At 65.9% G+C, this 25141-nt stretch carries 22 protein-coding genes; 15 read left to right on the top strand and 7 right to left on the bottom strand.

Annotated elements, in window-relative coordinates; translation table 11 throughout:
• The first annotated feature begins 16 nt into the window (after positions 1–16).
• The 3 genes from rbfA to typA are packed head-to-tail and all read left to right on the top strand — an operon-like array spanning position 17 to position 3029.
• Positions 17–418: a 30S ribosome-binding factor RbfA gene (gene rbfA / locus CEY09_RS21460; RefSeq protein ID WP_006225083.1), complete on the top strand. Its 402-nt coding sequence runs from the start codon at positions 17–19 to the stop codon at positions 416–418.
• 38 nt (positions 419–456) lie between these two features.
• The gene (gene truB, locus CEY09_RS21465) at positions 457–1209 is read left to right on the top strand and encodes a tRNA pseudouridine(55) synthase TruB (protein WP_035213208.1); all 753 of its coding nucleotides are present in this window, start codon (positions 457–459) and stop codon (positions 1207–1209) included.
• Positions 1206–3029, top strand: coding sequence for a translational GTPase TypA (gene typA / locus CEY09_RS21470; RefSeq protein ID WP_006225081.1), 1824 nt, complete (start codon positions 1206–1208; stop codon positions 3027–3029). The genes truB and typA overlap by 4 nt, the downstream gene beginning before the upstream one ends.
• A 91-nt stretch (positions 3030–3120) precedes the next feature.
• On the opposite strand, the gene CEY09_RS21475 is transcribed toward typA, so the two are convergent.
• The gene (locus tag CEY09_RS21475) at positions 3121–3519 is read right to left on the bottom strand and encodes a tautomerase family protein (protein ID WP_088590211.1); all 399 of its coding nucleotides are present in this window, start codon (positions 3517–3519) and stop codon (positions 3121–3123) included.
• Between the two features lie 106 nt (positions 3520–3625).
• Between CEY09_RS21475 and CEY09_RS21480 the strand changes: the two genes are divergently transcribed.
• A complete protein-coding gene (locus CEY09_RS21480) occupies positions 3626–4489 on the top strand; it encodes a LysR substrate-binding domain-containing protein (RefSeq protein ID WP_088590212.1) in 864 nt (287 codons plus the stop codon).
• Positions 4490–4497: 8 nt separating this feature from the next.
• On the opposite strand, the gene CEY09_RS21485 is transcribed toward CEY09_RS21480, so the two are convergent.
• Positions 4498–5421: a LysR family transcriptional regulator gene (locus tag CEY09_RS21485; RefSeq protein ID WP_088590213.1), complete on the bottom strand. Its 924-nt coding sequence runs from the start codon at positions 5419–5421 to the stop codon at positions 4498–4500.
• Between the two features lie 122 nt (positions 5422–5543).
• On the opposite strand from CEY09_RS21485, the gene CEY09_RS21490 reads away from it, so the two are divergent.
• Both CEY09_RS21490 and CEY09_RS21495 read left to right on the top strand, forming a co-directional pair.
• Positions 5544–6527, top strand: a complete 984-nt coding sequence (locus tag CEY09_RS21490; protein WP_088590214.1) for a Bug family tripartite tricarboxylate transporter substrate binding protein — start codon at positions 5544–5546, stop codon at positions 6525–6527.
• Between the two features lie 47 nt (positions 6528–6574).
• Positions 6575–7999: a M20 family metallopeptidase gene (locus CEY09_RS21495; protein WP_088590215.1), complete on the top strand. Its 1425-nt coding sequence runs from the start codon at positions 6575–6577 to the stop codon at positions 7997–7999.
• Between the two features lie 45 nt (positions 8000–8044).
• Here the strand turns inward: CEY09_RS21495 and CEY09_RS21500 are convergent, their stop codons facing one another.
• On the bottom strand, positions 8045–8737 hold the full coding sequence (locus CEY09_RS21500) for an LOG family protein (RefSeq protein WP_446678354.1): 693 nt from the start codon (positions 8735–8737) through the stop codon (positions 8045–8047).
• Between CEY09_RS21500 and polA the strand changes: the two genes are divergently transcribed.
• From polA to CEY09_RS21515, 3 genes are all read left to right on the top strand, one after another.
• A complete protein-coding gene (gene polA, locus CEY09_RS21505; RefSeq protein ID WP_088590216.1) occupies positions 8736–11453 on the top strand; it encodes a DNA polymerase I in 2718 nt (905 codons plus the stop codon). The two genes, CEY09_RS21500 and polA, sit on opposite strands and share 2 nt — an antisense overlap.
• Positions 11454–11567: 114 nt before the next feature.
• Positions 11568–12404 (top strand): ZIP family metal transporter, encoded by an 837-nt coding sequence (locus tag CEY09_RS21510; RefSeq protein WP_088590217.1) that lies wholly within the window; start codon positions 11568–11570, stop codon positions 12402–12404.
• A gap of 56 nt (positions 12405–12460) precedes the next feature.
• Positions 12461–13249 (top strand): dienelactone hydrolase family protein, encoded by a 789-nt coding sequence (locus tag CEY09_RS21515; protein WP_088590218.1) that lies wholly within the window; start codon positions 12461–12463, stop codon positions 13247–13249.
• A 219-nt stretch (positions 13250–13468) separates the two neighbouring features.
• Here CEY09_RS21515 and CEY09_RS21520 read toward each other — a convergent pair whose 3' ends face one another.
• Entirely contained in the window at positions 13469–15130 is a 1662-nt protein-coding gene (locus CEY09_RS21520) for a Na/Pi cotransporter family protein (RefSeq protein WP_006225071.1), read from the bottom strand.
• A gap of 175 nt (positions 15131–15305) precedes the next feature.
• On the opposite strand from CEY09_RS21520, the gene CEY09_RS21525 reads away from it, so the two are divergent.
• The gene (locus CEY09_RS21525) at positions 15306–16697 is read left to right on the top strand and encodes an L-serine ammonia-lyase (RefSeq protein ID WP_088590219.1); all 1392 of its coding nucleotides are present in this window, start codon (positions 15306–15308) and stop codon (positions 16695–16697) included.
• Positions 16698–16780: 83 nt separating this feature from the next.
• On the opposite strand, the gene htpX is transcribed toward CEY09_RS21525, so the two are convergent.
• Entirely contained in the window at positions 16781–17662 is an 882-nt protein-coding gene (gene htpX / locus CEY09_RS21530) for a protease HtpX (RefSeq protein ID WP_006225069.1), read from the bottom strand.
• Positions 17663–17815: 153 nt separating this feature from the next.
• On the opposite strand from htpX, the gene CEY09_RS21535 reads away from it, so the two are divergent.
• Entirely contained in the window at positions 17816–18670 is an 855-nt protein-coding gene (locus CEY09_RS21535) for a DMT family transporter (protein WP_035213204.1), read from the top strand.
• Positions 18671–18702: 32 nt separating this feature from the next.
• Positions 18703–19554: a sulfurtransferase gene (locus tag CEY09_RS21540; RefSeq protein WP_088590220.1), complete on the top strand. Its 852-nt coding sequence runs from the start codon at positions 18703–18705 to the stop codon at positions 19552–19554.
• Between the two features lie 85 nt (positions 19555–19639).
• On the opposite strand, the gene CEY09_RS21545 is transcribed toward CEY09_RS21540, so the two are convergent.
• Positions 19640–20209, bottom strand: coding sequence for a phosphonate degradation HD-domain oxygenase (locus CEY09_RS21545; protein ID WP_006225066.1), 570 nt, complete (start codon positions 20207–20209; stop codon positions 19640–19642).
• Between the two features lie 52 nt (positions 20210–20261).
• Positions 20262–21125 carry a LysR family transcriptional regulator gene (locus CEY09_RS21550; RefSeq protein ID WP_088590247.1) on the bottom strand — a complete coding sequence of 288 codons (864 nt, stop codon included), beginning with the start codon at positions 21123–21125 and terminating at the stop codon, positions 20262–20264.
• 270 nt (positions 21126–21395) lie between these two features.
• On the opposite strand from CEY09_RS21550, the gene CEY09_RS21555 reads away from it, so the two are divergent.
• The 3 genes from CEY09_RS21555 to phnX are packed head-to-tail and all read left to right on the top strand — an operon-like array spanning position 21396 to position 25062.
• The gene (locus CEY09_RS21555; protein WP_088590221.1) at positions 21396–22427 is read left to right on the top strand and encodes a putative 2-aminoethylphosphonate ABC transporter ATP-binding protein; all 1032 of its coding nucleotides are present in this window, start codon (positions 21396–21398) and stop codon (positions 22425–22427) included.
• A 7-nt stretch (positions 22428–22434) separates the two neighbouring features.
• Entirely contained in the window at positions 22435–24213 is a 1779-nt protein-coding gene (locus CEY09_RS21560) for a putative 2-aminoethylphosphonate ABC transporter permease subunit (protein ID WP_234818369.1), read from the top strand.
• Positions 24214–24228: 15 nt separating this feature from the next.
• Positions 24229–25062, top strand: coding sequence for a phosphonoacetaldehyde hydrolase (gene phnX, locus CEY09_RS21565; RefSeq protein ID WP_167390132.1), 834 nt, complete (start codon positions 24229–24231; stop codon positions 25060–25062).
• Positions 25063–25141 lie beyond the last annotated feature (79 nt).

Raw genomic sequence — 25141 nt, forward strand, 5'->3', positions numbered from 1 at the left:
CGAGGCATTATTGCTAATGAGCCGTCACAAGTCCAAAGCCATCCCCGGCCGCAATTTGCGGTTGGCCGACCAGATCCAGAAGGATCTGGCCGGGATCATCCAGCGCGAGATCGACATGACTCGCGCGGGACTGATCACGCTCTCTGGTGTGGAACTGTCGACCGACTACGCGCATGCCAAGGTGTGGTTCACGGTTTTGGGCGCCGAGCCCGAAGCCGCCACCGCCTTGCTGAACGAGAAAGCCGGTTGGCTGCACTCGCAGCTCTACAAGCTGCTGCACATTCACACTGTCCCCACTTTGCGTTTCTTCCACGACGAGCAGATTGCCCGTGGTATCGAAATGTCGATCCTGATCGACCGCGCAAACCGGCCCGGCCCGCACTCGGGCGTGCCCGACGAACCTGAAGACCAGTCCTGATCGGGCTGTCGTCACTGCTCTAAACACGGATTCCGACGATGGCTAAACGACGCGGGCTTGCGCTCGACGGTGTGCTGTTGCTCGACAAACCCGTAGGGTTGTCGAGCAACCACGCTTTACAACGCGCCAAGCGTGCCATGGACGCGGCGAAAGCCGGCCATACGGGCACGCTGGACCCCTTTGCCACCGGCTTGCTGGTGTGCTGCATGGGACGCGCGACCAAGATTTCCGGCGCGATGCTTAACGCCGACAAGGCATATCGCGCTACGCTGCAATTTGGCAGTGAAACCGATTCTGGCGACCTGACCGGCAATGTCGTGTCGACCGCCGAACCGGGGTTTGTCGTAGAGGAACAGGCACTGCGCGACGCGCTGTCACGTTTCTCGGGCACGATCGAGCAGATTCCGCCGATGTACTCCGCGCTCAAGCGCGACGGCAAGCCGTTGTACGAGTACGCGCGCGCTGGCATCGAGCTGGAACGCGCGCCGCGCCAGATCACGATTCACCGCATCGAGCTGCTGTCCTTGTCGGGGACGCAGGCAGAGATCGATGTGGCTTGCAGTAAAGGCACATACATCCGGACACTGGCCCAGGACATCGGGCGCGTGCTGGGCTGTTACGCCCACCTGACGGCGCTGCGGCGCACGCATGTCGGGCCATTTTCTCTGGAACGCGCCGTTGAGCTGGAAGCCTTGCAGGCCATGCCAGACCCCAAGCAGGCATTGCTTGCACTGAACGAATTGCCGGAGGGCTTGCTGCCCTCCACCCTGACCTTAAAGGACTCGCTATGACTCGCGCCTTGCGCAACGTCGCCATCATCGCCCACGTGGACCACGGTAAAACAACCCTGGTCGACCAGCTGCTGCGCCAATCCGGCACCTTCCGCGAAAACCAGGCGCTGACCGAACGGGTCATGGACTCGAACGATCTGGAAAAAGAACGCGGCATCACGATTCTGGCCAAGAACTGTGCCGTTGAATACGAAGGCACGCACATCAACATCGTCGACACCCCGGGACACGCGGACTTCGGTGGCGAAGTCGAACGCGTGCTGTCCATGGTTGACGGCGTGCTGCTGCTGGTGGACGCCGTTGAAGGCCCGATGCCGCAGACCATTTTCGTGACCCGCAAGGCGCTGGCCCTGGGCCTGAAGCCGATCGTCGTGGTCAACAAGGTCGACCGTCCGGGCGCCCGTACCGACTTCGTCATCAACGCCACGTTCGACCTGTTCGACAAGCTGGGCGCGACCGAAGAGCAGCTGGACTTCCCGGTGGTGTACGCCTCGGGTCTGTCAGGCTACGCCGGCCTGACGCCGGACGTGCGCGAAGGCAACATGCGTCCCCTGTTCGAAGCCATCCTGCAGCACGTGCCGCAGCGCGACGACGACCCCAACGGTCCGCTGCAGATGCAGATCATCTCGCTGGACTACAACAGCTACGTCGGCAAGATCGGCGTGGGCCGCATCAACCGTGGCCGTATGCGCCCCGGCATGGAAGTGGCTTACAAGTTCGGTCCGGAAGGCCAGGGCGGCCGCGGCCGCATCAACCAGGTGCTGAAGTTCCATGGCCTGGAACGCATCGTGGTGGATGAAGCCGAAGCCGGCGACATCGTGCTGATCAACGGTATCGAAGAACTGGGTATCGGCTGCACCGTCACCGACGCGGCCACGCAGGAAGCTCTGCCGATGCTGCGCATCGACGAACCGACGCTGACCATGAACTTCATGGTGAACACGTCGCCGCTGGCCGGCCGCGAAGGCAAGTTCGTGACCAGCCGCCAAGTGCGCGACCGCCTGGACCGCGAACTGAAGTCCAACGTGGCGCTGCGTGTGCGCGACACGGGCGACGATACGGTGTTCGAAGTGTCGGGCCGCGGTGAACTGCACCTGACGATTCTGCTGGAAACGATGCGCCGCGAAGGCTACGAGCTGGCCGTGTCGCGCCCGCGCGTGGTGTTCAAGGACATCGACGGCGTGAAGTGCGAGCCGTTCGAATCGCTGACGGTTGACGTCGAAGACGCCCACCAGGGCGGCGTGATGGAAGAACTGGGCCGCCGCAAGGGCGACCTGCAGGACATGCAGCCGGACGGCCGTGGCCGTACCCGCCTGGAATACCTGATCCCGGCCCGTGGCCTGATCGGCTTCCAGAACGAGTTCCTGACGCTGACGCGCGGCACGGGCTTGATGAGCCACATCTTCCATGAATACGCTCCGGTCAAGGAAGGATCGATCGGTGAGCGCCGCAACGGCGTGCTGATCAGCCAGGACAACGGCGACGCCGTGGCCTACGCCCTGTGGAAGCTGCAGGATCGCGGCCGCATGTTCGTGAGCCCGGGCGATGCGCTGTACGAAGGCATGATCATCGGCATCCACAGCCGCGACAACGACCTGGTCGTGAACCCGATCAAGGGCAAGCAGCTGACCAACGTGCGCGCGTCGGGCACCGACGAAGCCGTGCGCCTGGTTCCGCCGATCCAGATGTCGCTGGAATACGCCGTGGAATTCATCGATGACGACGAACTCGTGGAAATCACGCCGAAGTCGATCCGTCTGCGCAAGCGCTACCTGCTGGAAAACGAACGCAAGCGCGCTGCGCGCGACGCAGCCGTCTAAGCGGAGCGGGGGGGCAAGCCCCCTTCGCGTTTCGGTAGTACGCGAAAAAGCCGCACACCTTGGGGTGTGCGGCTTTTTCATTGCCGGCCGCCTAGACGCCGTTTTGCTGATGCCGGTATTCCTGTGTTGCGCCGCCGTAGCCGTAGGCCGCCGCCCGCGCATCGATCACGTGCACATAAGAGCATTCGTGCAGTTCGCCCAGGATCTCCTGGAACGACGCATAGATCTCTTTGATGAAGCGCGCCTTCTCGGCCTTGGTATTGGTCTCGTCGGTGACGCTGATGTCCAGGTGGAAGGCGTTCTTGCCCAGCTCGGACAACGGGCGGCCGCCGATGAACCACAGGTCATGCGGGATGTGCTGCAGCGTAATGGCGATCACGGACAGCTTCTTGCCCAGTACGGACTGGGTCAGGCCGGCCACGGAATCCACGACGCGACGGTTCACGGCGAGATCGGATTGGCCAGAGAGATGGACGACGATGTGAGGCATGAGAGGCTCCTGATTTGGGAAGTGTGAAGCCAGTGTAGGAACCCTGTTGCCATCGGAAAAGCGGGAATTTACGATTTTATCCATCGTGTATTCCGTTGGATGAGCCATGTCGGGATTTGATCTGGACCAGTTGCGCACGCTGGTCGCCGTGCTGGATTCCGGCAGCCTGACGGCGGCGGCGCCGAAGGTGTTCCTGTCCCAATCGTCCGTCAGTGAGCAGATGCGCAAGCTGGAAGACCGCGCGGGGCAGCCTTTGCTGGTGCGAGGCAAGGCGGGCGTGGCGGCGACGCCCGCCGGCGAACGCCTGTTGGCGCATGCGCGCGCCATCCTGGCGCTGAGCGACGAGGCCTATCGCGATTTGCGAGGCGTGGCGTTGCGGGGCGAATTGCGCCTGTGCATCACGGACTATTTCCGTCCCGGCGACGTGGCGCGGATGCTGCGACGCCTGAACGAGCAGTATCCGCAGGTGCGCCTGCACGTCACGATCATGAAAAGCGGCGCCATCGAGGCCGCCTATGAGCGGGGCGAGATCGACGTCGGCATATCGATGTCGATCCAGGAGCGCGGCGCGCCGCGGGCGCGGGCGCAGGGCGCCTTGCTGCGCCGCGAACCGTTGCTATGGATGGCTGCGGAAGGGGCGGGCCCACAAGCGGGCGAGCCCTTGCCGCTGCTGGTGTTGCCGGAGACGTGCGCCTTGCGCCAGTACGTCGAACGGCTGTTGTCGCGCCGGGGCGTGCCCTATGCGGTGGCGCACGTGGCCTCTGGCGTGGCGGGTTTGCAGCTGGCGATTTCGGCCGGCCTGGGGGTCGCCTGCCTGAACGAATCCGCGCTGGCGCCGGGCATTGCGCGCCTGCACGCTCCCGGACTGCCGGCGCTACCGGCCGTGGAATTCAGGCTGTTGCCCGCTCGGGCCGGCGAAAGCGAATTTATGGGACTGGCGCGCGAGGCCATCATCAAGACGATGAGCTGATGCCCGCGTCAGCGGCGCAGCCATTCCAGGAAATCGCGGCCCGGGCCTAGCGCGCGGACGATGGCGCCGATGGGCGCGAACGAGCCCGGCGATTCGATCGCCACGCGCTGAAAATGGCCGTGCTGCACATACCAGTTGGCCAGCGTCAGCGGCACCATCGCCAGCGCCTGCTGCGCGTGCATGACGGCGATCAGCAAGGGCATGGGCGGCGCGGCGCTGGCCAGCCGGCAACGGCGGGGGACGACTCCGGCACGCTCGAAGAACGCCGTGAACACGGCATGGATGGCCAGTTCGGGGCGGGGCTCGATCCATAGCTGCGCCGCGACCTGTTCCAACGTGGGAACGGATCCGGGCGACAGCAAAGGGTGCCCGGCCGTGGCGACGATCACCGCGGCATCCTGCTGCAGGGGCACGAAATCCAGTCCGGCCGGCACGGCATCCGGCCGCCGGCACAACAGCATGTCGAGGCTGCCGCCGGCGGCAAGCGGCAGCAGTTGTTCCCGGCTGCCTTCCACCACTTCCACATGCAGGTCAGGATGTGCCGTCATGAAGGCGGGCAGGCGCTCGGCCAGCAGGCCGCCGCTGGCAGCCGGAATCGCCCCCAGGCGCAGACTGCCAGCGGCCCCCTCGCGCAACGCGGCTACCGAGTCGGTGGAGGCGCGCAGGGTCGTCAGCATGCCTCGCGCACACTCCGCCATCAACTGACCGCTGCGGGTGGTGCGCATGCCGCGGGCGTGGCGTTCGAACAGGCGCACGCCCAGCAGGTCTTCGATGTCGGCCAGGGCATGGGTGGCGGCAGGCTGGCTCAAGCCGATGTGGCTGGCGGCCTGCTGGATGCTGCCCAGGTCAGCGATGCTGGCCAGCAATTGCAGATGGCGCAGCCGGCCCTTGGCAAGCAGGCGGGAAAGCAGGGTGGCGGGCGCGACGTCCATGACTCGTTCAGATATTCAAAATACGAATATATCAACGCATTAATGTATTTGAAATAAGGATATGCCCTGGCCACAATGCAGCGATTCCGTTCTTCGCTTGCGTCCCTAGGAGTGGCTGGTTCATGAAGTCCCGTCTGCTGCATGCCGTAGTTTGCGCTGTTGCCCTCAGCGCGCCTGTCTTGGCCACCGCCCAGGGCGCGTATCCCTCACAGCCGGTGCGGCTGATCGTGCCCTTCGCGCCCGGCGGATCCACGGACGTGCTGGCGCGTGCCGTGGCCGACGGCCTGCGCAAGGAATTGGGCCAGAGCGTGGTCGTGGAGAACCGCGCCGGGGCGGGCGGGCTGATCGGCACCGAGGCCGTGGCGCGCGCCGAACCGGACGGCTACACCCTGGGCATGGCGACGGTCAGCACCATGGCCGTCAACCCCTTGCTGTATGGCACGCAGCGGGTGGACCCCGCCCGGCAACTGGCGCCCGTGGCCTCGGTGGCGACGGTGCCGGTGGTGTGGATGGTCAACCCGGCTTTTCCCGCCCAGGATTTTCCGCAGTTCCTGGCTGAGCTGCGTGCGCACCCCGGCAAGTATTCCTTCGGGTCGCCCGGCGTCGGTTCGCTGGGCCATCTGAATCTGGCCGCGATGAACGCAGACCTGAAGGTCGACGTGCTGCATGTGCCGTACCGCGGCATGGGGCCGGCGCTGACCGCCGCCGTCGGGGGCGAGGTGCAGGTGCAGCAGGACCAGTATGCGTCGGCGCAATCGCTGATCAAGGCGGGCAAGTTGCGCGCCATCGCGGTGTCGGCGCCTGGCCGGTTGGCGGGCATGCCGGAATTGCCGACGCTGGCGGAATTGGGCTACCCGCAGTTGAATGCGCTGGGCCAGACCTGGTTCGGCCTGGTCGCGCCCACCGGTACGCCGGACGCCGTGGTGCAGACGTTGAACCAGGCCGTGAGCCGTGCGCTGGCCGATCCCGCGCTGGTGCAACGGCTGGCGTCGCTGGGCGCGCAGCCGGACAGCGGCACGCCGCAAGCGTTCGCGCAGCGCATTTCGCAGACGCTGGCCGCGAACCGGAAAATCATTGAAACTGCCGGGATCAAGCTCGACGAATGACAGGCTTTTTTCAAAGAGACAGGATCAGCCCTTTCACTGGAGAAGCAATGGGTGCCATCGACAAACTTGCGCCGTTCATCGACGCGCGCAGCGACCGTTACGCCGACCTGAGCGACCGCATCTGGAGCCTGGCCGAACTGCGTTACGCCGAGCACAAATCGGCCGAGCTGCACATCGCGATGCTGGAGGAGGCGGGCTTTCGCATTACGCGGGACGCCGCCGACATCCCAACCGCGTTCGTGGCCGAAGCGGGCCAGGGCGGCCCCGTCATCGGCATTCTGGGCGAGTACGACGCGCTGTCCGGCCTGAGCCAGGAAAGCGGCGCATTCGCCTGCCAGCCGTCGCCCGAGACGCCCAACGGCAACGGCCACGGTTGCGGCCATCACCTGCTGGGCACGGCCGCGCATTTTGCCGCGGTGGCGGTCAAGGAATTCCTGGAAGCCAACCAGTTGCCGGGCACGATCCGCTTCTACGGCTGTCCGGCCGAAGAGGGCGGATCGGGCAAGACCTTCATGGCGCGCGCGGGCCTGTTCGACGACGTCGATGCAGCCCTGACCTGGCACCCGGCCTCGCATACGGGGATATTCCACCAGTCGTCGCTGGCCAATATCCAGGCCTATTTCCGCTTCCGCGGGATTGCCGCGCATGCCGCGAATTCGCCGCATCTGGGCCGCAGCGCGCTGGACGCGGTGGAACTGATGAATGTGGGCGTGAACTATCTGCGCGAACACATGGTGCCGGATGCGCGCGTGCATTACGCCGTGACCAATAGCGGCGGCATTTCGCCGAACGTGGTGCAGGCCCGCGCCGAAGTCCTGTACCTGGTGCGCGCGCCGGTCAATTCGCAAGCGTCCGAGCTGTATGAACGCGTGAAGAACGTGGCGCGCGGCGCGGCCTTGATGACGGGTTGCGAGCTGGACATCGTGTTCGACAAGGCGTGTTCGAACTACATGCCGAACCGCGTGCTCAACGAGGTGATGTACGCCAACATGCAGGCGCTGCAAGGGCCGGCCTACACGCCGGGCGAAGAGCAGACTGCACGCCGCATGTGGGATTCCATCACGGAAGACGACATCGACAACGCGGGCAAGAATCTGGGTGCGGTGCTGCGCAATCCCACACCGCTGTTCTCCGGCGTGGCGCCGTTTGATCCCGCCAAGACCGAGATCACCTACGGTTCCACGGACGTCGGCGATGTCAGCTGGGTGGCGCCCACGGCGCAGTGCTGGGGCGCCTGCTACGCCTATGGCACGCCTTTCCATTCCTGGCAGATGGTGGCGCAGGGCAAGCTGTCCATGGCGCACAAAGGCATGGTGCACGCGGCCAAGATCATTGCGGCTACCGCCGCCGATCTGTACACGCAGCCCGAGGCGCTGGCCCGGGCCAAGGAAGAACTGCTGGACGCGCGCCGTGGCCAGCCATACGTGTGTCCCATCCCGGCCGAGGTCGTGCCGGCGTTCATGCGGAAGTGAAAGATGCCCCCTCGGGGCATCTTTCATGGGGGTGGCGAAGAACGTTCAGGCCGGCAGGGACGGTGCGTATTGCGCGTCCGAGTTGACCTTTTCGTGGAACTCGACCACCCGGCGCACCACCTTGACGGGATCGTCTTCGATGATGAAGAGGTCCAGGTCGTGTGCGCCGATCATGCCATTGGCCAGCACCTGGCCGCCCAGCCATTCGACCAGGCCTGACCAATATTCGCTGCCCACCAGGACGATGGGCGCGGGCGGGACCTTGCCCGTCTGGATCAGCGTCAACGCTTCGAAGAGCTCATCCAGGGTGCCGAAGCCGCCAGGCATCGCCACGTAGGCGAAGCTGTGCATGAAGAACGTGGCCTTGCGCGAAAAGAAATATTCGAACGACAGGCTGATGGTCTGGTATTCGTTGTTGTGCGCTTCGTGCGGCAGGCTGATGTTCAGCCCGATGCTGGTGCCGCCCGCCTCGAATGCACCTTTGTTGGCTGCCTCCATGATGCCGGGTCCGCCCCCGGCGATGACCGCGAACCCGGCGCCGGCGAGGGCGGCCGAGATGGCGACGGTGGTTTCATAGTGGGGGGAATTGCGACTGACTCGTGCACTGCCGAAGACGCTGACTGCGGGCCCGATGTTTGCGAGCTTGTCTGCCGCCGTCCGTATCTCTGACATAATCAGCGGAATTTGTTTGTTGGCGGGTGTTTCCGCAGTTATTGCCATATCTGCCTTTGTAACCATGAAAAAAACCTTATTACTGGTCGACGGTTCAAGTTACTTGTACCGCGCTTTCCACGCTATGCCTGATTTGCGCAATGCGCAAGGCGAACCTACGGGTGCGCTCTACGGCGTGGTGAACATGTTGCGCAAGCTTGTATCTGACCACAAGGCAGAGTATGCCGCATGTATTTTCGATGCACGCGGCAAGACCTTCCGGGACGATTTGTATCCCGAGTACAAGTCGCACCGTCCTCCCATGCCGGAGGACCTGGCCGCGCAGATCGAACCCATCCACCGCGCGGTGCGTGCGCTGGGTTGGCCGGTGCTGGCCATCGAGGGCGTGGAAGCGGACGACGTGATCGGCACGCTGGCCAAGCGCGCGGCCGAGCACGACGTGCACACCATCGTCTCCACCGGCGACAAGGACCTGGCGCAACTGGTCAACAGCCACGTCACGCTCGTCAACACCATGACCGGCGAAGTGCTGGACGAGCCCGGCGTGGTCAACAAGTTCGGCGTGCCGCCCGACCGCATCGTCGACTACCTGATGCTGGTGGGCGACACGGTGGACAACGTGCCGGGCGTGACCAAAGTCGGCCCCAAGACCGCGGTCAAGTGGCTGACGGAGTTCGGTTCCATCGACAAACTGGTCGAAGGCGCCGACGGGATCAAGGGCGTGGCCGGCAGCAACCTGCGCGAAGCCATTCCGAATTTCCCGTTGACGCGCCAGTTGCTGACGGTGAAGTATGACTGCGACCTGACCGGCCACGTCGAAAGCGTGGACGACCTGACGCCGCGTGAACGCGACGAGGCCACGCTGACCGAACTGTACGAACGCTACGGTTTTCGCACCTGGCTGCGCGACCTGACGGGCGACGCCGAGCGCGTGCCCACGGGTGATGCGCGCATTGCGGCGGAGGTGCCCGCGGCGCCCACCGAATTGGACTACCGCATCATCTCCGACTGGGCCGAATTCGACGCCTGGTTCGACAAGTTGCAGAACGCGTCCCTGGTGGCGCTGGACACTGAAACCACGTCGCTGGACCAGATGCAGGCCAAGCTTGTCGGCTTGTCTCTGGCGGTGGAGCCGGGCGTGGCCTGCTACATCCCCGTGGCGCATCGCGGCCCCGACGGCGCGACGCAATTGCCCAAGGCCGAGGTGCTGGCGCGCTTGAAGCCTTGGCTTGAAGACGCCTCGCGCGCCAAGCTGCTGCATCACGCCAAGTACGACGCGCATGTGTTCGCCAACGAAGGCATCAAGCTGGCAGGCATCGCCGAAGACACGATGCTCGAAGCGTATGTGCTGGAGTCCCATCGTGGCGTGGGCTTGAACGACCTGGCCCAGCGCTATCTGGGCCGCAGCGGCGTGTCTTACGAGGACCTCTGCGGCAAGGGCGCCAAGCAGATCGGCTTTGATGAAGTGGCCGTCGACAAGGCCGGCCACTACGCCGCCGAAGACGCGGATTTCACCTTGCAGCTGCATCAGGTGCTGCGCCCGATGGTGGCGGCCGACGAAGGGCTGAACCGCGTTTATCAGCTTGAGATCCAGGTGTCGGCGGTGCTGACCACGATCGAGCGCAACGGCGTGAAGGTGGATGCCGCCGAGCTTGGCCGCCAAAGCCACAAGCTGGGCCAGGAAATGCTGCGGCTGGAGCAAAAGGCCTATGAACTGGCCGGCCAGCCTTTCAACCTGAATTCCCCCAAGCAGTTGGGCGAGATCCTGTTCGACCGCATGCAGCTGCCGGTGGTGCGCAAGACCGCGGGCGGCGCGCCGTCCACGGACGAAGACGTGCTGACCAAGCTGGCGCAGGACTATCCGCTGCCGCAAGTGCTGCTGGAATACCGCGGCCTGTCCAAGCTGAAGTCGACCTATACCGACAAGCTGCCCCGCATGATCAACCCGGACACGGGGCGCGTGCATACGCGCTACGCGCAGGCCGCGGTGATCACGGGCCGCCTGGCGTCGTCCGATCCCAACCTGCAGAACATCCCGGTGCGCACCGAGGCCGGCCGCCGCGTGCGCGAAGCCTTCATTGCCGAGCAGGGCCTGCTGCTGTCGGCCGACTATTCGCAGATCGAGCTGCGCATCATGGCGCACGTCTCCGATGACGCCAACCTGCAGCGCGCCTTCGCCGCAGGCGAGGACATTCACCGCGCCACGGCGTCGGAAGTGTTTGGCGTGCCGCTGGCGGACGTGTCAAGCGAGCAGCGCCGCGCAGCCAAGGCCATCAACTTCGGCCTGATCTACGGCATGGGCGTGTTCGGCCTGGCGTCCAACCTGGGCATCACGCGCGATGCGGCGCAGGCGTATATCGACCGCTATTTCGCCCGCTATCCCGGCGTGGCGATGTACATGGAAAATACCCGCCGGCTGGCGCGCGAGCAAGGCTACGTGGAAACCGTGTTCGGGCGCCGCCTGCAACTGCCGGAAATCCGCGGAGCCTCGGGTCCGCGCCGGCAGGGGGCGGAACGGGCGGCCATCAATGCGCCCATGCAGGGCACCGCCGCCGACCTGATCAAGATGGCCATGGTGGCCGTGCAGGACTGGCTGGAAGCCGAAAAGCTGCAAACCCGCATGATCATGCAGGTACACGATGAACTGGTGCTGGAAGCGCCGGACGCCGAGATCGAGCTGGTCAAGGAAGCGCTGCCGCGCCTGATGTGCAGCGTGGCCGAACTGCGCGTGCCGCTGGTTGCCGAGGTGGGCATGGGCAAGAACTGGGAACAGGCGCACTAAGCCCGCGTCTGGTCGCCCGCAGGACCGGTGGGCCGCCTTCGGGCGGCCCATTTCCGATTTTGGGATTGCAACAATATAATGTTGCGCTTCCCCCGCCTATATTGCGTCCCCCAAATGTTGCTGCTCTGGGTCCTGCTTGCCACCGTCACCGGTGGCCTTATCGCCGTCCTTGTCGCCAGCTGGCTGGCCTACAAGGTGTTTGCCCAATACCTGCATCACATGGTCAGCCTGTCGGTGGGCGTGCTGCTGTCGGTGGCGCTGTTGCACTTGCTGCCCGAAGCTTTTGAGGGGGCGGTGGGCGACGCCCATGCGCTGTTCGGCTTGATGCTGGCGTCGTTGATCGGCTTCTTCGTGCTGGAGAAGATCGCCTTGCTGCGCCACAGCCATCACCACGAGGGCGACGGCCACCATCACCACAAGGGCCACGACCACCATGAAGCGGGGCGTGGCGGGGTGCTGATCCTGATCGGCAGTTCGCTGCATAACCTGTGCGACGGCGTGCTGGTGGCGGCCGCGTTCCTGACCGATCCGCTGCTGGGCGTGCTGACGGCCGCCTCGATCATCGTGCACGAAGTGCCGCATAAGCTGAGCGACTTCGTCGTGCTGCTCAATGCGGGGCTGGCGCGCCGCCGTGCCTTTTCGCTGATCCTGTTCACCAGCTTGTGTTCAGCCGTGGGCGGCATAATAGGGTACTTCGTGCTTCAGCAGGCACAGGGCTGGGTGCCCTATGTGCTGGTGATCGCCGCCAGCAGCTTCCTTTACATCTCGGTGGCCGACCTTATGCCGCAGATGCACGAACGGGTGTCCCTTTCGGACGCCGTCCCGCAATTGCTGCTGGTGGGCGTGGGCGTGGCGCTGATCTATAGCGTGACGACGCTGATGCACGGGCATGAGCATGGAACCGACGCCGCTCGCGGCGCGCCCCATGCGGAGCATTCCCACCCGCACTAGGGACGCGCACGGAAACGGGAGGCCCGGTGTCGTTGATCCCTACACAGGAGTACTCCATGAGTTTTTCCGCCGCCGCCGGCAACGTCGCTCCCACCGTCATCCATACGGACACCCAGGGCCTGGTCTACGGGGATTTCCAACTACCCGTGGCCGATGGCTCCATCGCCGCCTATTACGCCGCGCCTGAAGGCCGCCGCGACCTGCCCATCGTGCTGGTCGTGCAAGAGATCTTCGGCGTGCACGAGCACATCAAGGACATTTGCCGCCGGGTCGCCAAGGCCGGCTACCTGGCGGTGGCCGCCAACCTCTACGAACGTCAGGGCGATGCCTCGGTCTATACCGACATCCCCAAGCTCATCGCCGAACTGGTCAGCAAGGTGCCTGACGAGCAGGTGTTCGCCGACCTGGACGCCAGCGTGGCCTGGGCCGCGCAGCACGGCGGCGACGCCCGCCGCGTGGCGGTGACGGGCTTTTGCTGGGGCGGGCGCCTGACGTGGATGTACGCGGCGCACAACCCCAACGTACGCGCCGCCGTCGCCTGGTACGGCAAGCTCAGCGTCGGCCACGGCCCGCTGATCAAGCGCTTCGCCTATGACGTGGTCAACGAGCTGCATGGCCCGGTGCTGGGGCTGTACGGCGCCAAGGACGCCAGCATCCCGGTGGCAGACATCGAGACCATGAAGACCAAGCTGGCCAACGGCAACGCCGCCGCCAAGCAGTCGGAATTCGTGGTGTACCCGGACGCCGACCACGCCTTCATGGCCGACTACCGCGCCAGCTACAAGCCCGACGCCGCGAAAGACGGCTGGAAGCGGATGGTGGAGTGGTTCCAGCGGTACCTGTAGGAGGGCGACGGTAGGATGGGTGGAGCGCGGGGCGGCGGCGGCAAAAGCTCAGCCGCCAAGCGCGCAACCCATCAAGCAGCGGATGCGCTGGCGCCGACGTGGCGAAGAATTCACCGCCGCTTGATGGGTTTCGCGCGCTGGATATTCGGGTTCTTGCTTAAGAACTCCCGCGCTCCACCCATCCTACGGCCTTCCGTCAGGCGTGCCGCTGCCTCGCCATTAGTTCCCGGCTTCCCTCAGGCGGCTGGGAAGCAGTTCGCCGTGGCGGGCCAGCAGGGGATAGGCCGCGGCACCCACCAGGTGGGAGTTGATCCCCTTCATGTCGCGCAGGATGTCCAGATACAGCGCGCCGACTTCGGCGGCATCCACCTGGCCAGCCTTGATCTTTTGCAGGTGCGTGTCCGACGCCTGGGTTTCGATCGTGCGGAAGCGGGCTTTTTCACCGGCCAGCGCGCGGGCCTGGCGCAGGTCGTCGTTGACGAAGAGCGCGGCGGCCTGGCGTTCATTGGCGATCAGCTGGCCCAGGGTGTCGTCCAGGCTGGCGCGCTGCTCGGGCGAGAAAGTCCAGCCCTGCTTGCGCAACTTGGCCACGTGGCTGAGCAGGCCGTGGTGGGCGATGTCGCCCGCGTGGCCGATATTGCTGGTGAAGGCCAGGATGTCGTCCATGCGCTGCACGTCGTCGCGGGTCATGTTTTCCTGGTCCAGCGTGGCCAGATACGTCGTGATGGCGTTTTCCAGCTTGTCCAGCGCGGCGTCCAACTGGCGCGCCTGCACCATGCGGTGACGGTTGTCGCGCTTGAAGCCGGCGCGGGCATAAAGCAGCAGCGTCTGCACCATGTCGGCCATGCGCAGGGCCTCGCGGGCCGCATTGCCCAGCGCCACGGCCGGCACGTCGTGCGCCCATTCATCAAGATATTGGGGACGGGATGGGTCGTTCGGGTCCGCCCGCTTGGGCAGCCAGCGAGTCAGCAGCGCAGCGTATGGGGTCAAGAGCGGCAGGAACACCAGGGCGATCACCGCGTTGAACAGCGTGTGGAAGTTGGCGACGGCGCGGGCTGGGTCGCTGGCCATTTCGCTCATCAGCGGCTGCAGCACCGGCAGCAGCAGCAGGCCGGCCAGCACGCCCAGCACTCGGGTCAGCAGGTTGCCCAGCGGCAGGCGGCGGGCGGCGGGGTCGTCGCCCGTCACGCCTTCGATCATCGGATTGATGGCGGTGCCCAGGTTGGCGCCCAGCACCAGCGCAAAGGCCACGTGGGGGGCGACCATGTGGTGGCTGGCAAGCGACATCACCAGCACGACTACGGCCACGCTGGAGTGCGCGGCCCAGGTGAAGGCGGCCGACAGCAGCACCGCAGCGACCGGCTGGGTGGCCAGGGCGTCCAGGATCATGCCCAGCATGGGGGCGGTCTGGAAGGGCTCGAACAGTTCAACCAGCTGATGCAGCGACAGCAGCAGCAGCCCCAGGCCGATGAACACCCGGCCCAGGTCGCGGGTGCGGCCGGGCGGATAGCGGCGGAACATCCACACGCCCGCCAGGATCAGGATCGGGGCGAGCGAGGTCAGGTCGAAGGACAGCAGCTGGACGATCAGCGTGGTGCCGACGTTGGCCCCCAGCATGGCGGCCAGGGCCGGCACCAGGCCGACGACCCCGCCGGCGGCAAAACCGGTGATCATCAGGCCGGTGGCGGTGCTGCTCTGCAGGGCGGCCGTGATGCCCAGGCCGGCGGCGAAGGCGCGCAAGCGGGTGCCCAGCGCCTTGCCCAGCGCCGCGCCCAAGGCGGCCCCGAAGGCGCGCTGGACGCCGGTTTGGACCATGTGCACGCCCCATAGAAGCAGTGCGACATATCCGGCGAAGTCAAGCAGGGTAATAAGTCCAGACATCCAGGGGTGTTCCCGTTCTTTTTATGACAAGAAATAATTCTGTAATGATCGCATGCCTGACCGGACGGGGAAACCCGTAGCCGTGATACAGCATACGCCCGGCGGGGCTTTGCTGCGCGCGGCTGTGGCTACGCGTATCATTGCCTGACTATTCTTTGATGTACTGGAGTTTCGCGTGGCCGTTTCCGTATTCGATCTGTTCAAGATAGGCATTGGCCCGTCTAGCTCCCATACGGTGGGCCCGATGCGGGCCGCCTTGCTGTTCGCGCAAGGCCTGGAACGCGACGGCCTGATGCCGCGCGTGGCCAATGTCCGGGCCGAACTCTACGGATCGCTGGGCGCCACGGGCAAGGGCCACGGCACCGACAAGGGCGTGCTGCTGGGCCTGATGGGCGAAGCCCCCGATACCGTCGACCCGGCCGCCATCGTCGGCATGGTCGCCTCGGTGCGCGCCAGCCGCCAATTGCCGCTGCTGGGCCGCTACCCGGTTCCCTTCGTGGAAAAAGAGCACATGGTGTTCTACCGCCGCGAGGCGATGGCCGAGCACCCCAACGGCATGAAATTCCATGCACTCGACGCCAATGGAGAGTCGCTGCGCGAGGCGCGCTACCTGTCGGTGGGCGGCGGCTTCGTGGTGACTGCGGGCGCTTCCAACAGCCAGGTCATCGCGGCCCACAACCAATTGCCTTACCCGTTTCGCTCCGGCCGCGAACTGCTGACCATGTGCCGCGAGAGCGGCCTGTCGGTGGCCCAGCTGATGATGCAGAACGAGCTGACCTGGCGCGAAGCCGCGGAAACCAGCAGCGGCCTGGACCGCATCTGGCAAGTCATGCAGGACTGCGTGTCGCGCGGTTGCGGCATCAACTATCCGGAAGCCGACGGCGAATTGCCCGGCCCGTTGCGGGTGCGCCGGCGCGCGCCCGAGCTCTACCGCAATCTGACGCAGCGCGCCGAGCGCACCTTGTCCGACCCCTTGTCGGTGATGGACTGGGTCAACTTGTACGCCATGGCGGTCAACGAAGAGAACGCTGCGGGCGGCCGTGTCGTGACGGCGCCGACCAACGGCGCAGCGGGCATCATCCCGGCCGTGCTGCACTATTACGACCGTTTCGTGCCGGGTTCCAACCGCGAGGGCGTGCGGGAATTCCTGCTGACCGCCGCCGCGGTGGGGCTGCTGTACAAGTACAACGCATCGCTGTCGGGCGCCGAAGTCGGCTGTCAGGGCGAAGTGGGCGTAGCGTGTTCGATGGCAGCCGGCGGCTTGGCCGCCGCGCTGGGCGGCACGGTGGAGCAGGTTGAGAACGCCGCCGAGATCGGCATGGAACACAACCTGGGCCTGACGTGCGACCCGGTGGGCGGCCTGGTGCAGATTCCCTGTATCGAGCGCAACGCCATGGCCTCCATCAAGGCGGTGAACGCCGCCCGGATGGCGCTGCGCGGCGACGGGCAGCACTATGTGTCGCTGGATTCGGTGATCAAGACGATGCGCGAAACCGGCGCCGACATGAAGACGAAATACAAGGAAACGGCGCGCGGCGGTCTGGCGGTGAACATCGTCGAGTGCTGATGCGCGGCGGATGCCGCCCATGAAAAAGCCCCTCCGAAGAGGGGCTTTTTGCTGCTTGGGCGGGGAAGCAGGCCAGGGCCGGCTTAGATGACCCGCGCGTTTTGCAGCGCTGCGATGCGCGCCGGGATCGGCGGGTGGGAGGCGAACATGGCCGAGATGCCGCCACGGCCGGTGATGCCCGAGGCCTCGAAGGACTTGGGCAGGTCGCCCGGTTCCAGGCCGCCCAGGCGGGCCAGGGCGCGGATCATGGGTTCGCGTGCGCCCATCAGGTGGGCCGAACCGGCGTCGGCGCGGTATTCGCGCTGACGCGAGAACCAGGCCACGATGATCGAGGCCAGCACGCCGAAAATGATCTCACAGACCAGCACGGTGATGTAGTAGCCCGGGCCGATGCCGCGTTCGTTCTTGAACACGACGCGGTCGATGAAGTAGCCGACCACGCGGGCCAGGAATACGACGAACGTGTTTACCACGCCCTGGATGAGCGTCAGCGTGACCATGTCGCCGTTGGCGATGTGGGCCACTTCGTGCGCCAGCACGGCCGCGACTTCCTCTTCGCTCATGCTTTCCAGAAGGCCCGTCGACACAGCGACCAGCGAGTCGTTCTTGAACGCGCCGGTGGCGAACGCGTTGGGGGCGCCGTCATAGATGGCGACTTCCGGGCGGCCGATGCCGGCGCGGTCGGCCAGCTGGTGCACGGTGTCGACCAGCCAGGCTTCGCGCTGGTTGCGCGGGGCGTTCGGATCCAACACCTGCGCGCCGGTGCTCCATTTGGCCATCGGCTTGCTGATCAGCAGCGAGATGATCGCGCCCGTGAAGCCCACGACGACCGAGAAGATCAGGAGGGCGTTGAGGTTCAGGCCGTTGGCGGTGATGTAGCGGTCTACGCCCAGGATGCGCAGCGTGGCCGACAGCACGAGCATGACGGCCAGGTTGGTGATGACGAACAAGACAATGCGTTTCATGTTTTTTGTGTTCCTCTGCGAGCGGGAAATACCCGGGTTCGACATCGCGGCGGCCTGCCAGTTCCCCGACTCTCCGGCACCGCTCCCGGTGACGGAGAGTATAGTATCGCTTTCCCCTATTCCTCCCCACTTTTCCCTTAGCGCAGACCCCCAATGCAGGCTCTCTGGATGTTGCTGGCGTCCGCCATGTTCGCCATCATGGGGTCGTTCGTGAAGCTCGGTACCGAGCACGGCGCCTCCCTCCCGCAGATCGTGCTGTTCCGCGGGCTGCCTTCGGTGATCCTGCTGCTGCTGTGGGCGCGCGCCGGCCGGCAATCCATCATCCCGACCAGCTGGAAGCTGCACCTGTGGCGCAACCTGTCCGGCGTCACGTCGATGTGGCTGGGCTTTTTCGCCATCTCGCACCTGCCGTTGGCCACCGCCACCAGCCTGAACTACACCGCGCCGCTTTTCATCGCCTGCTGGATGCTGGGCTGGGGCGGCGCGCAGCGCGACCCCGTGCGCATCGTGGCGGTGGCGCTGGGCTTTCTGGGCGTGATCGCCGTCCTGCGACCCAGCATCAACGACGACCAATGGGTGGCCGCGGTCATGGGCATGGGCGCCGGGGCCATGTCGGCGATCGCCATGATGCAGATCCGCCAACTGGGCCGGATCGGCGAACCCGAATGGCGCACGGTGCTGTTCTTTTCCGTGGCGGTCTGCGTGTCCAGCGTGGCCGGCCTGTGGTTCGAAGGCTGGGGCCAGGCCGACTGGCAGGGCTACGCATCGCTCTTCGGCGTGGGCGTGGCCGGCATGTTCGGCCAGCTTGCCATGACCCGGGCCTTCGGCATGGGGTCGGCGCTGCTGACCGCCGCGCTGCAATACAGCACCATCATCTTCGCGGCCTTGCTGGGCATGGGCTTCTGGGGCGACCACCTGGACGGCGTGGCCTGGGCCGGCATGGGCTTGATCATTTCCGCGGGGCTGCTGTCAGTGTGGCGCACGATGCGCGACCCCAAGCCGGCCTGACCCGCGCCCCCCTTAGACCAGGAGCACACCGAATGACGATGACACTGATTTCCGCCGCCGATCTGGCCGCGCGCCTCGATACGCCCGACCTGCGCGTGTTCGATGTGCGCCATGACCTGACCAACCACGCGGCGGGCCGCCAGGCCTATGACGCCGGCCATATCCCCGGCGCCCGTCACCTGGACCACGAGACCGAACTGGCCGCGCCGCGCACCGGCAAGAACGGCCGTCATCCCTTGCCTTCGCGCGCGGAATTCGGCGCGCTGATGGCCGCGCACGGCGTGACGCCGCAGACGCTGGTCGTCGCCTACGACGCCAGCGGCGGCATGTACGGCGCGCACCTGTGGTGGATGCTGCGCTGGCTGGGCCATGACCGTGTGGCCGTGCTGGACGGCGGCTGGCAGGCCTGGGTGGCCGCCGGACTGCCCACGTCGACCGAGGCCGCAGCGCCCGTGCAGGCCGGAAAACCCGTGGAGCCGGGCGCGTCGCTGGCGGGTGCCGTGGACGCCAACGCCGTGCTGGCCAACATCGCCCAACCGTCCTTCACCGTGATCGACGCGCGCGCCGCCAATCGCTACCGCGGCGAGGTCGAACCGATGGACCCGGTGGCCGGGCACATCCCGGGCGCGTTGAACCGCCCCAACGGCGAAAACCTGCAAGCCGACGGCCGCTTCAAGAGCGCCGAACAACTGCGCGCCGAATTCGCAAGCTTGCTGGATGGCCGCGACCCGGCATCCATCGTGCACCAATGCGGCTCGGGCATCACTGCCTGCCACAACCTGCTGTCCATGGAGATCGCGGGCCTGGCGGGATCGCGCCTGTATCCGGGCTCGTGGAGCGAGTGGTGCAGCGACCCGTCGCGTCCGGTGGCCAAGGGCGCCTGAGGCGGCCCCCATCCGTAACCCCATCCGTAAGCCAGGGCGATTGCCCTGGCTTTTTGCTTTGGCGCGCGTGTTTTGCTGGCAGCCGCTACCAGATCGCGGCCAGCTTGACCCGTCCCGAGACGCTTTCGGCGATTTCCAGGAAGTGGTCCAAAGGCGGCGTGGCCAGCCCGGGGACCTTGGCCATGTCGTCCCACCGCCTTAGACGAATCGCATCCGGCGCGCCCGGCATGCTGGCGAAATCCACCGCCTGGCCCGCATCGAAGCTGCCCCCCTGCAATGCCAGGCTGCGCTTGGAGTCTTCCGAGAGCGACGCTTCATATTGCGGCTCCACGTAGCAGAGGTAGCGTTTGGCTTCCACATGGAGCCGGATGGGATCCAGCACGGCCGAGCTGAACAGCCCGCGCAGGAACGGCAGCACGAAATACTGGTGCTTGTCGTCGATGCCGCGCAGCGTGGGCGTGCCGGGCCGGTCGGCGATCAGGTGGCCCAAGTCGTGCAGCAGGCAGGCGGTGATCAGTTGCGCGTTGGCGCCATTGCGCTCGGCGAGCGCCGCCGTCTGCAGCGCATGCCGCAAATGGCTGACGGACTCGCCATGATAGGAGCGGTGTCCGCGCTCCAGGAAAATCTGCTCGATGTCTTGCAAGGTCAAGGCCATGGTTGTCTCCTGAGTGGCCGCAAGGGGGAGAGGCGGGCAGTGACCTTCGCGGTCAGCCGGCTGCCGGCGCCATCTCCAGAAAGCGCGCGATCAATTGCACCGGTTGGCGCTCGCGCAGGCAGTACAGGTATTCGTTCATCACGATGTCGGCGCCTTCGATGTCCAGCGCCGCCAGATCGGGATGCGAGGGGATTTCACGCGATGGGATAAGGCTGATGCCCAGATCGCACAGGATGGCTTGCCGGATCGACTCCCGGCTGCCGATCTCCAGCGTGCGCCGCACGGTGACGCCGGCTGCCGCCAGGGCGTCCTCGGTCAGTTGGCGCGTCATGGAGCCGGGTTCGCGCAACAGCACCGCATGGTCGGCCAGATCGGCCAGCCGGACGCGGGTCAGGCGGGCCAGCGGGTGGTCGCGGTGCGTCACCACGCGGATCGGGTCGGCGGCGATCATCCGTCGGTACAGGTGCTTGTCATCCATCAGAAAAGATGACGTGGCAATCTCGATGCGGTAGTCGTGCAATGCCTGCAGCATCGACTGCGAATTGCCGATCGTGACGGTCAGGTCGATGCCGGGGTAGCGCTGGTTGTACCGGCGCACCGTATCCATGATGTAGAAGGGGCCGGTCGCGCCGATGCGCAGATTGCCCTCGCGCAGGTCGCTGGCGTCGCGCAGCCGGAAATCGATCTCGGTTTCCTGCTGCACCAGCTTTTCCACCATGGGCATCAGGTTGTGGCCCGCGTCCGACAGGCGCATGCCGCGGCCCTGCCGATGAAAGAGCTCAACGCCGTAACGTGACTCCAGCTGGCGCAGTTGCCCCGTCACCGTGGGTTGGCTGACACCCAGCTGGGCGGCGGCCTTGGTGACGGTGCCGCAGCGAGCCACGGCGTAGAAGGATTTGAGTTCGGCGACAAGCACGATGGTGGGGGCGGTAAAGGGACGCAATGCGCAAGACCGCCAGTACACCAAAATAATTTGATGTTTTTATTACTGCATTTGCGCGAAGTGTCATAAACACTCAATACGCGGCTTCCATACTGCCTTCGTTCCCAAACCGGAGGCACCATGCCCCAACCCAATAACGACCTTTTCCCCGCCGGGCCGCCCCAAGGGGAAAAAGCCCCCCCGGGGGGCAGAGAGCCCCAGCATGGGGCGAAGCGTGGGGGCTTTCTCACTGTCCGAAATCTCGTGAAACGGTTCGGCAGCCATACGGCGCTGGCCGATGTTTCGCTGGATATCCGGGCAGGCGAGCTGGTGTGCCTGCTGGGCCCGTCCGGTTGCGGCAAGACGACCCTGCTGCGGGCCATTGCCGGCCTGGAGCGCCAGGACAGCGGCACCATCGTGCTGTCCGGCCGGGATATTTCCCATGCCGAGCCGCAAGAGCGCGACTACGGCATCCTGTTCCAGTCCTATGCGCTGTTTCCCAACCTGACCGTGGCCCAGAACGTGGCGTACGGCCTGAGCGGCAAGCGCGCCCACCGCAAGCACGTCGCCAACCGGGTCGAGGAAATGTTGACCTTGGTGGGCCTGGCCGGTGCTGCGGAAAAATATCCGGGACAGATCTCCGGCGGCCAGCAGCAGCGCGTGGCCTTGGCGCGCGCGCTGGCGCCGTCGCCGTCGCTGCTGCTGCTGGACGAACCCATGTCCGCCCTGGACGCCCGGGTGCGCGAGCACCTGCGCATCGAGCTGCGCGCCTTGCAGAAGCGCCTGTCCATCACGACTTTGATGGTGACGCATGACCAGGAAGAGGCCATGGTGATGGCCGACCGCATCGCCGTCATGAACGGCGGGGTCATCGAACAGTACGGGACGCCGCGCGAACTCTACCGCCAGCCGGAATCGGCCTTCATTGCCGACTTCGTGGGCGAGGCGAACTGGCTGCCGTTCGAACGCATCGATGCCCACCGTGCCCGCGTCGGCCGCCAGGAATTGGCTGTGGACGCGGCGCTGGACGGGCAGTCGGGCAAGCTCTTCGTACGCCCCGAAGCGGTGCGCGTCAGCATGGCGCGCCCGGAAGAACCCAATTCGATGCTGGCTGACGTGCTGGACGGTGTGTTCCTGGGCCGCGGCTATCGCCTGGCGCTGCGCCTGGAAGGCGTGCCCGGTTCCACCGTGCATTCCATCGTGTCCCCCGAAATCGGAGACGCCCTGCTGGGCCCTCACGCTGCCAGCCGCTGCTGGGTGGAGCTGCCGCGCCATGCGATTCGCGCCTACGCTTGATTCCGCCATGACCGGATCTACCGCCGCCGAAACGGCCGCCTCCACCCCCGTGCCTGCGGCCCCGGCCGCACCCGCACCCGCGGTCGTCCTGGGCCGCCGCCCCTTGCCCGCCTGGATCGGCGCGCTGGGGCTGACGGCGGGGCAGGGCGCGCTGGTGTTGTTTCTGGTGCTGTTCCTGGCGTTGCCGCTGGCCGCGATCCTGCTCAAATCCGTCACCGATAGTGACGGCGCCTGGGCCGGCCTGTCGGTCGTGACCGGCATCATCGGCGCGGACGGATTTCTTTCCATGGTCGGGCGCAGCCTGATGGTCGGCATCGTCACGATGCTGCTGGTGGTGCCTTGCGCTTATGGATTCGCCTATGGCCTGACCCGCACGCGCCTGCCGGGCAAGGGCCTGCTGCGCACCATTGCGCTGCTGCCGCTGCTGGCCCCGTCGCTGCTGCCCGGCATTGCGCTCGTCTATCTGCTGGGCAACCAGGGCCTGCTCAAGAGCCTGACGGGGGGCGCCACCATCTACGGCTTCTGGGGCATCGTGGTGGGCGAGGCCTTCTACACCTTCCCGCATGCGCTGATGATCCTGCTGACCGGCCTGACGCTGGCCGATGGCCGCCTGTATGACGCCGCGCGGGCGATGGGCGCCGGTGCATGGCGCACGTTCCTGACCGTGACCCTGCCCGGCACGCGCTATGCCGTGTTCTCGGCCTGCTGCGTGGTGTTCACGCTGACCGTGACCGATTTCGGCGTGCCCAAGGTGGTGGGCGGGGATTACAACGTGCTGGCCATGGAAGCCTATAAGGCTGTGGTCGGCCAGCAGAACTTCCCCAAGGGCGCGGCCATCGGCATCCTGCTGCTGCTGCCCGCCTTGCTGACCTTCGTGCTGGACCGCCGGCTGCGCGCCCGCCAAGGCGCCCAGATGAGCGGCCGGGCCCAGCCTTATGTCTCGGGCGTGAACGTCCGGCGCGATGCCGCCTTCCTGGCGCTTGCCGGCGTAATGGCCGCCTTCCTGCTGGCGATCATCGGCGTGGCGGTCTGGGCGTCGTTCGTGAAGATGTGGCCGTACAACCTGTCCATGTCGCTGCGTTCCTACGATTTCGACAATATGGACGGTGGCGGCTGGCTGGCTTGGTGCAACAGCTTGCAGCTGGCGTTCTGCACGGCCGTGATCGGTACGGCGGTCGTGTTCGTCGGCGCCTGGATGATGGAGAAGGTGCCGGCGCGCGGCGGCGTGGCGCGCGGCCTGCGCGGCGCGGTGAGCATGCTGGCGTTGATGCCGATGGCGGTGCCGGGACTGGTGTTGGGCCTGGGCTACATCTTCTTCTTCAACAGCCTGATGAATCCGCTGAACGTGTTGTACGGCACGATGCCGCTGCTGATCCTGTGCACGGTCGTCCACTTCTACACCAGCGCGCACCTGACGGCGGCGACCGCGCTCAATGCGCTGGACCCGGAATTCGAAGCCGCGTCGGCGTCGCTGAAAGTGCCGCGCATGACGACGTTCCTGCGGGTGACCTTGCCGATGTGCCTGCCGGCGGCGCTGGACGTTGCCCGCTACCTGTTCGTTTCCGCCATGACGACCGTGTCGGCCGTGGTGTTCCTGTACAGCCCGTCCACGGTGCTGGCCGCCGTCGCCGTGCTGAACATGGACGACGCCGGCTTCATCGGTCCGGCCGCCGCCATGTGCACCGTGATCATGGCCAGTTCCGCCGTCGCGGCCCTGGTGCTCCACTTGGCCAGCCGTGCATTGGTGGCGCGCAGCCAGGCCTGGCGCCGCCCCGTGGCCTCTTGAACGCTTATTTCTAGGATGACCCTCATGACTGCTGTTTCCCCTTTGCCCGTCCAACTGGAAGCCGTGATCTTCGACTGGGCCGGCACGCTGGTCGACTTCGGATCGTTCGCGCCCACCAAGGTGTTCGTGGATGCGTTCTCGCAGTTCGGCATGGACGTGTCGTTGAAAGAGGCCCGCGGCCCGATGGGCATGGGCAAGTGGGACCACATCCGCGCCCTGTGCGACCAGCCCGCCATCGCCAGCCAGTACCAGGCCCAGTTCGGCCGCCTGCCGACCGATGACGACGTGACCGCCATCTACGAACGCTTTTTGCCGATGCAGCTGGAAAAGGTCGCGCAGTATTCGGCGGCCATTCCCGGTGCGGCCGAACTGTTGCGTGCGCTGCGCCAGCACGGCCTGAAGATCGGATCCTGCTCGGGCTATCCGGGCAGCGTCATGCGCCGCGTCGTAGAGCGCGCCGCCGCCGAAGGCCTGGAGCCCGATTGCATCGTGGCCAGCGACGACGTGCCGCGCGCACGTCCGGCGCCGGCGATGGCGCTGAAGAACGTCGTGGAACTGGGCCTGTCGGACGTTGCCGGCTGCATCAAGGTTGACGACACCTCGCCCGGCATCGAAGAAGGCCGCCGCGCCGGCATGTGGACGGTGGGGCTGCTGTTGTCCGGCAATGCCGCCGGCCTGACGCTGGACGAATACCTGAGCCTGGACGAAGCGGGGCGCGACAAGGCGCGCGCCGAGGCGACCCGCGAACTCTCGACCGCCGCGCCGCATTACCTGATCGATACGGTGGCCGACCTGCCGGCCGTCGTGACCGATATCGAAGCCCGTCTGGCACGAGGCGAACGGCCCTGAGCTAGATCCTGACCGGCCGGCGCCGCCGGCCACATTCCTCTCTTTCACACCGCGTACCGCAGCCGGCAACCGCCGGCAG

Origin of the sequence: Achromobacter marplatensis (assembly GCF_002209535.1) — a bacterium.
Classification (GTDB): domain Bacteria; phylum Pseudomonadota; class Gammaproteobacteria; order Burkholderiales; family Burkholderiaceae_B; genus Achromobacter; species Achromobacter marplatensis.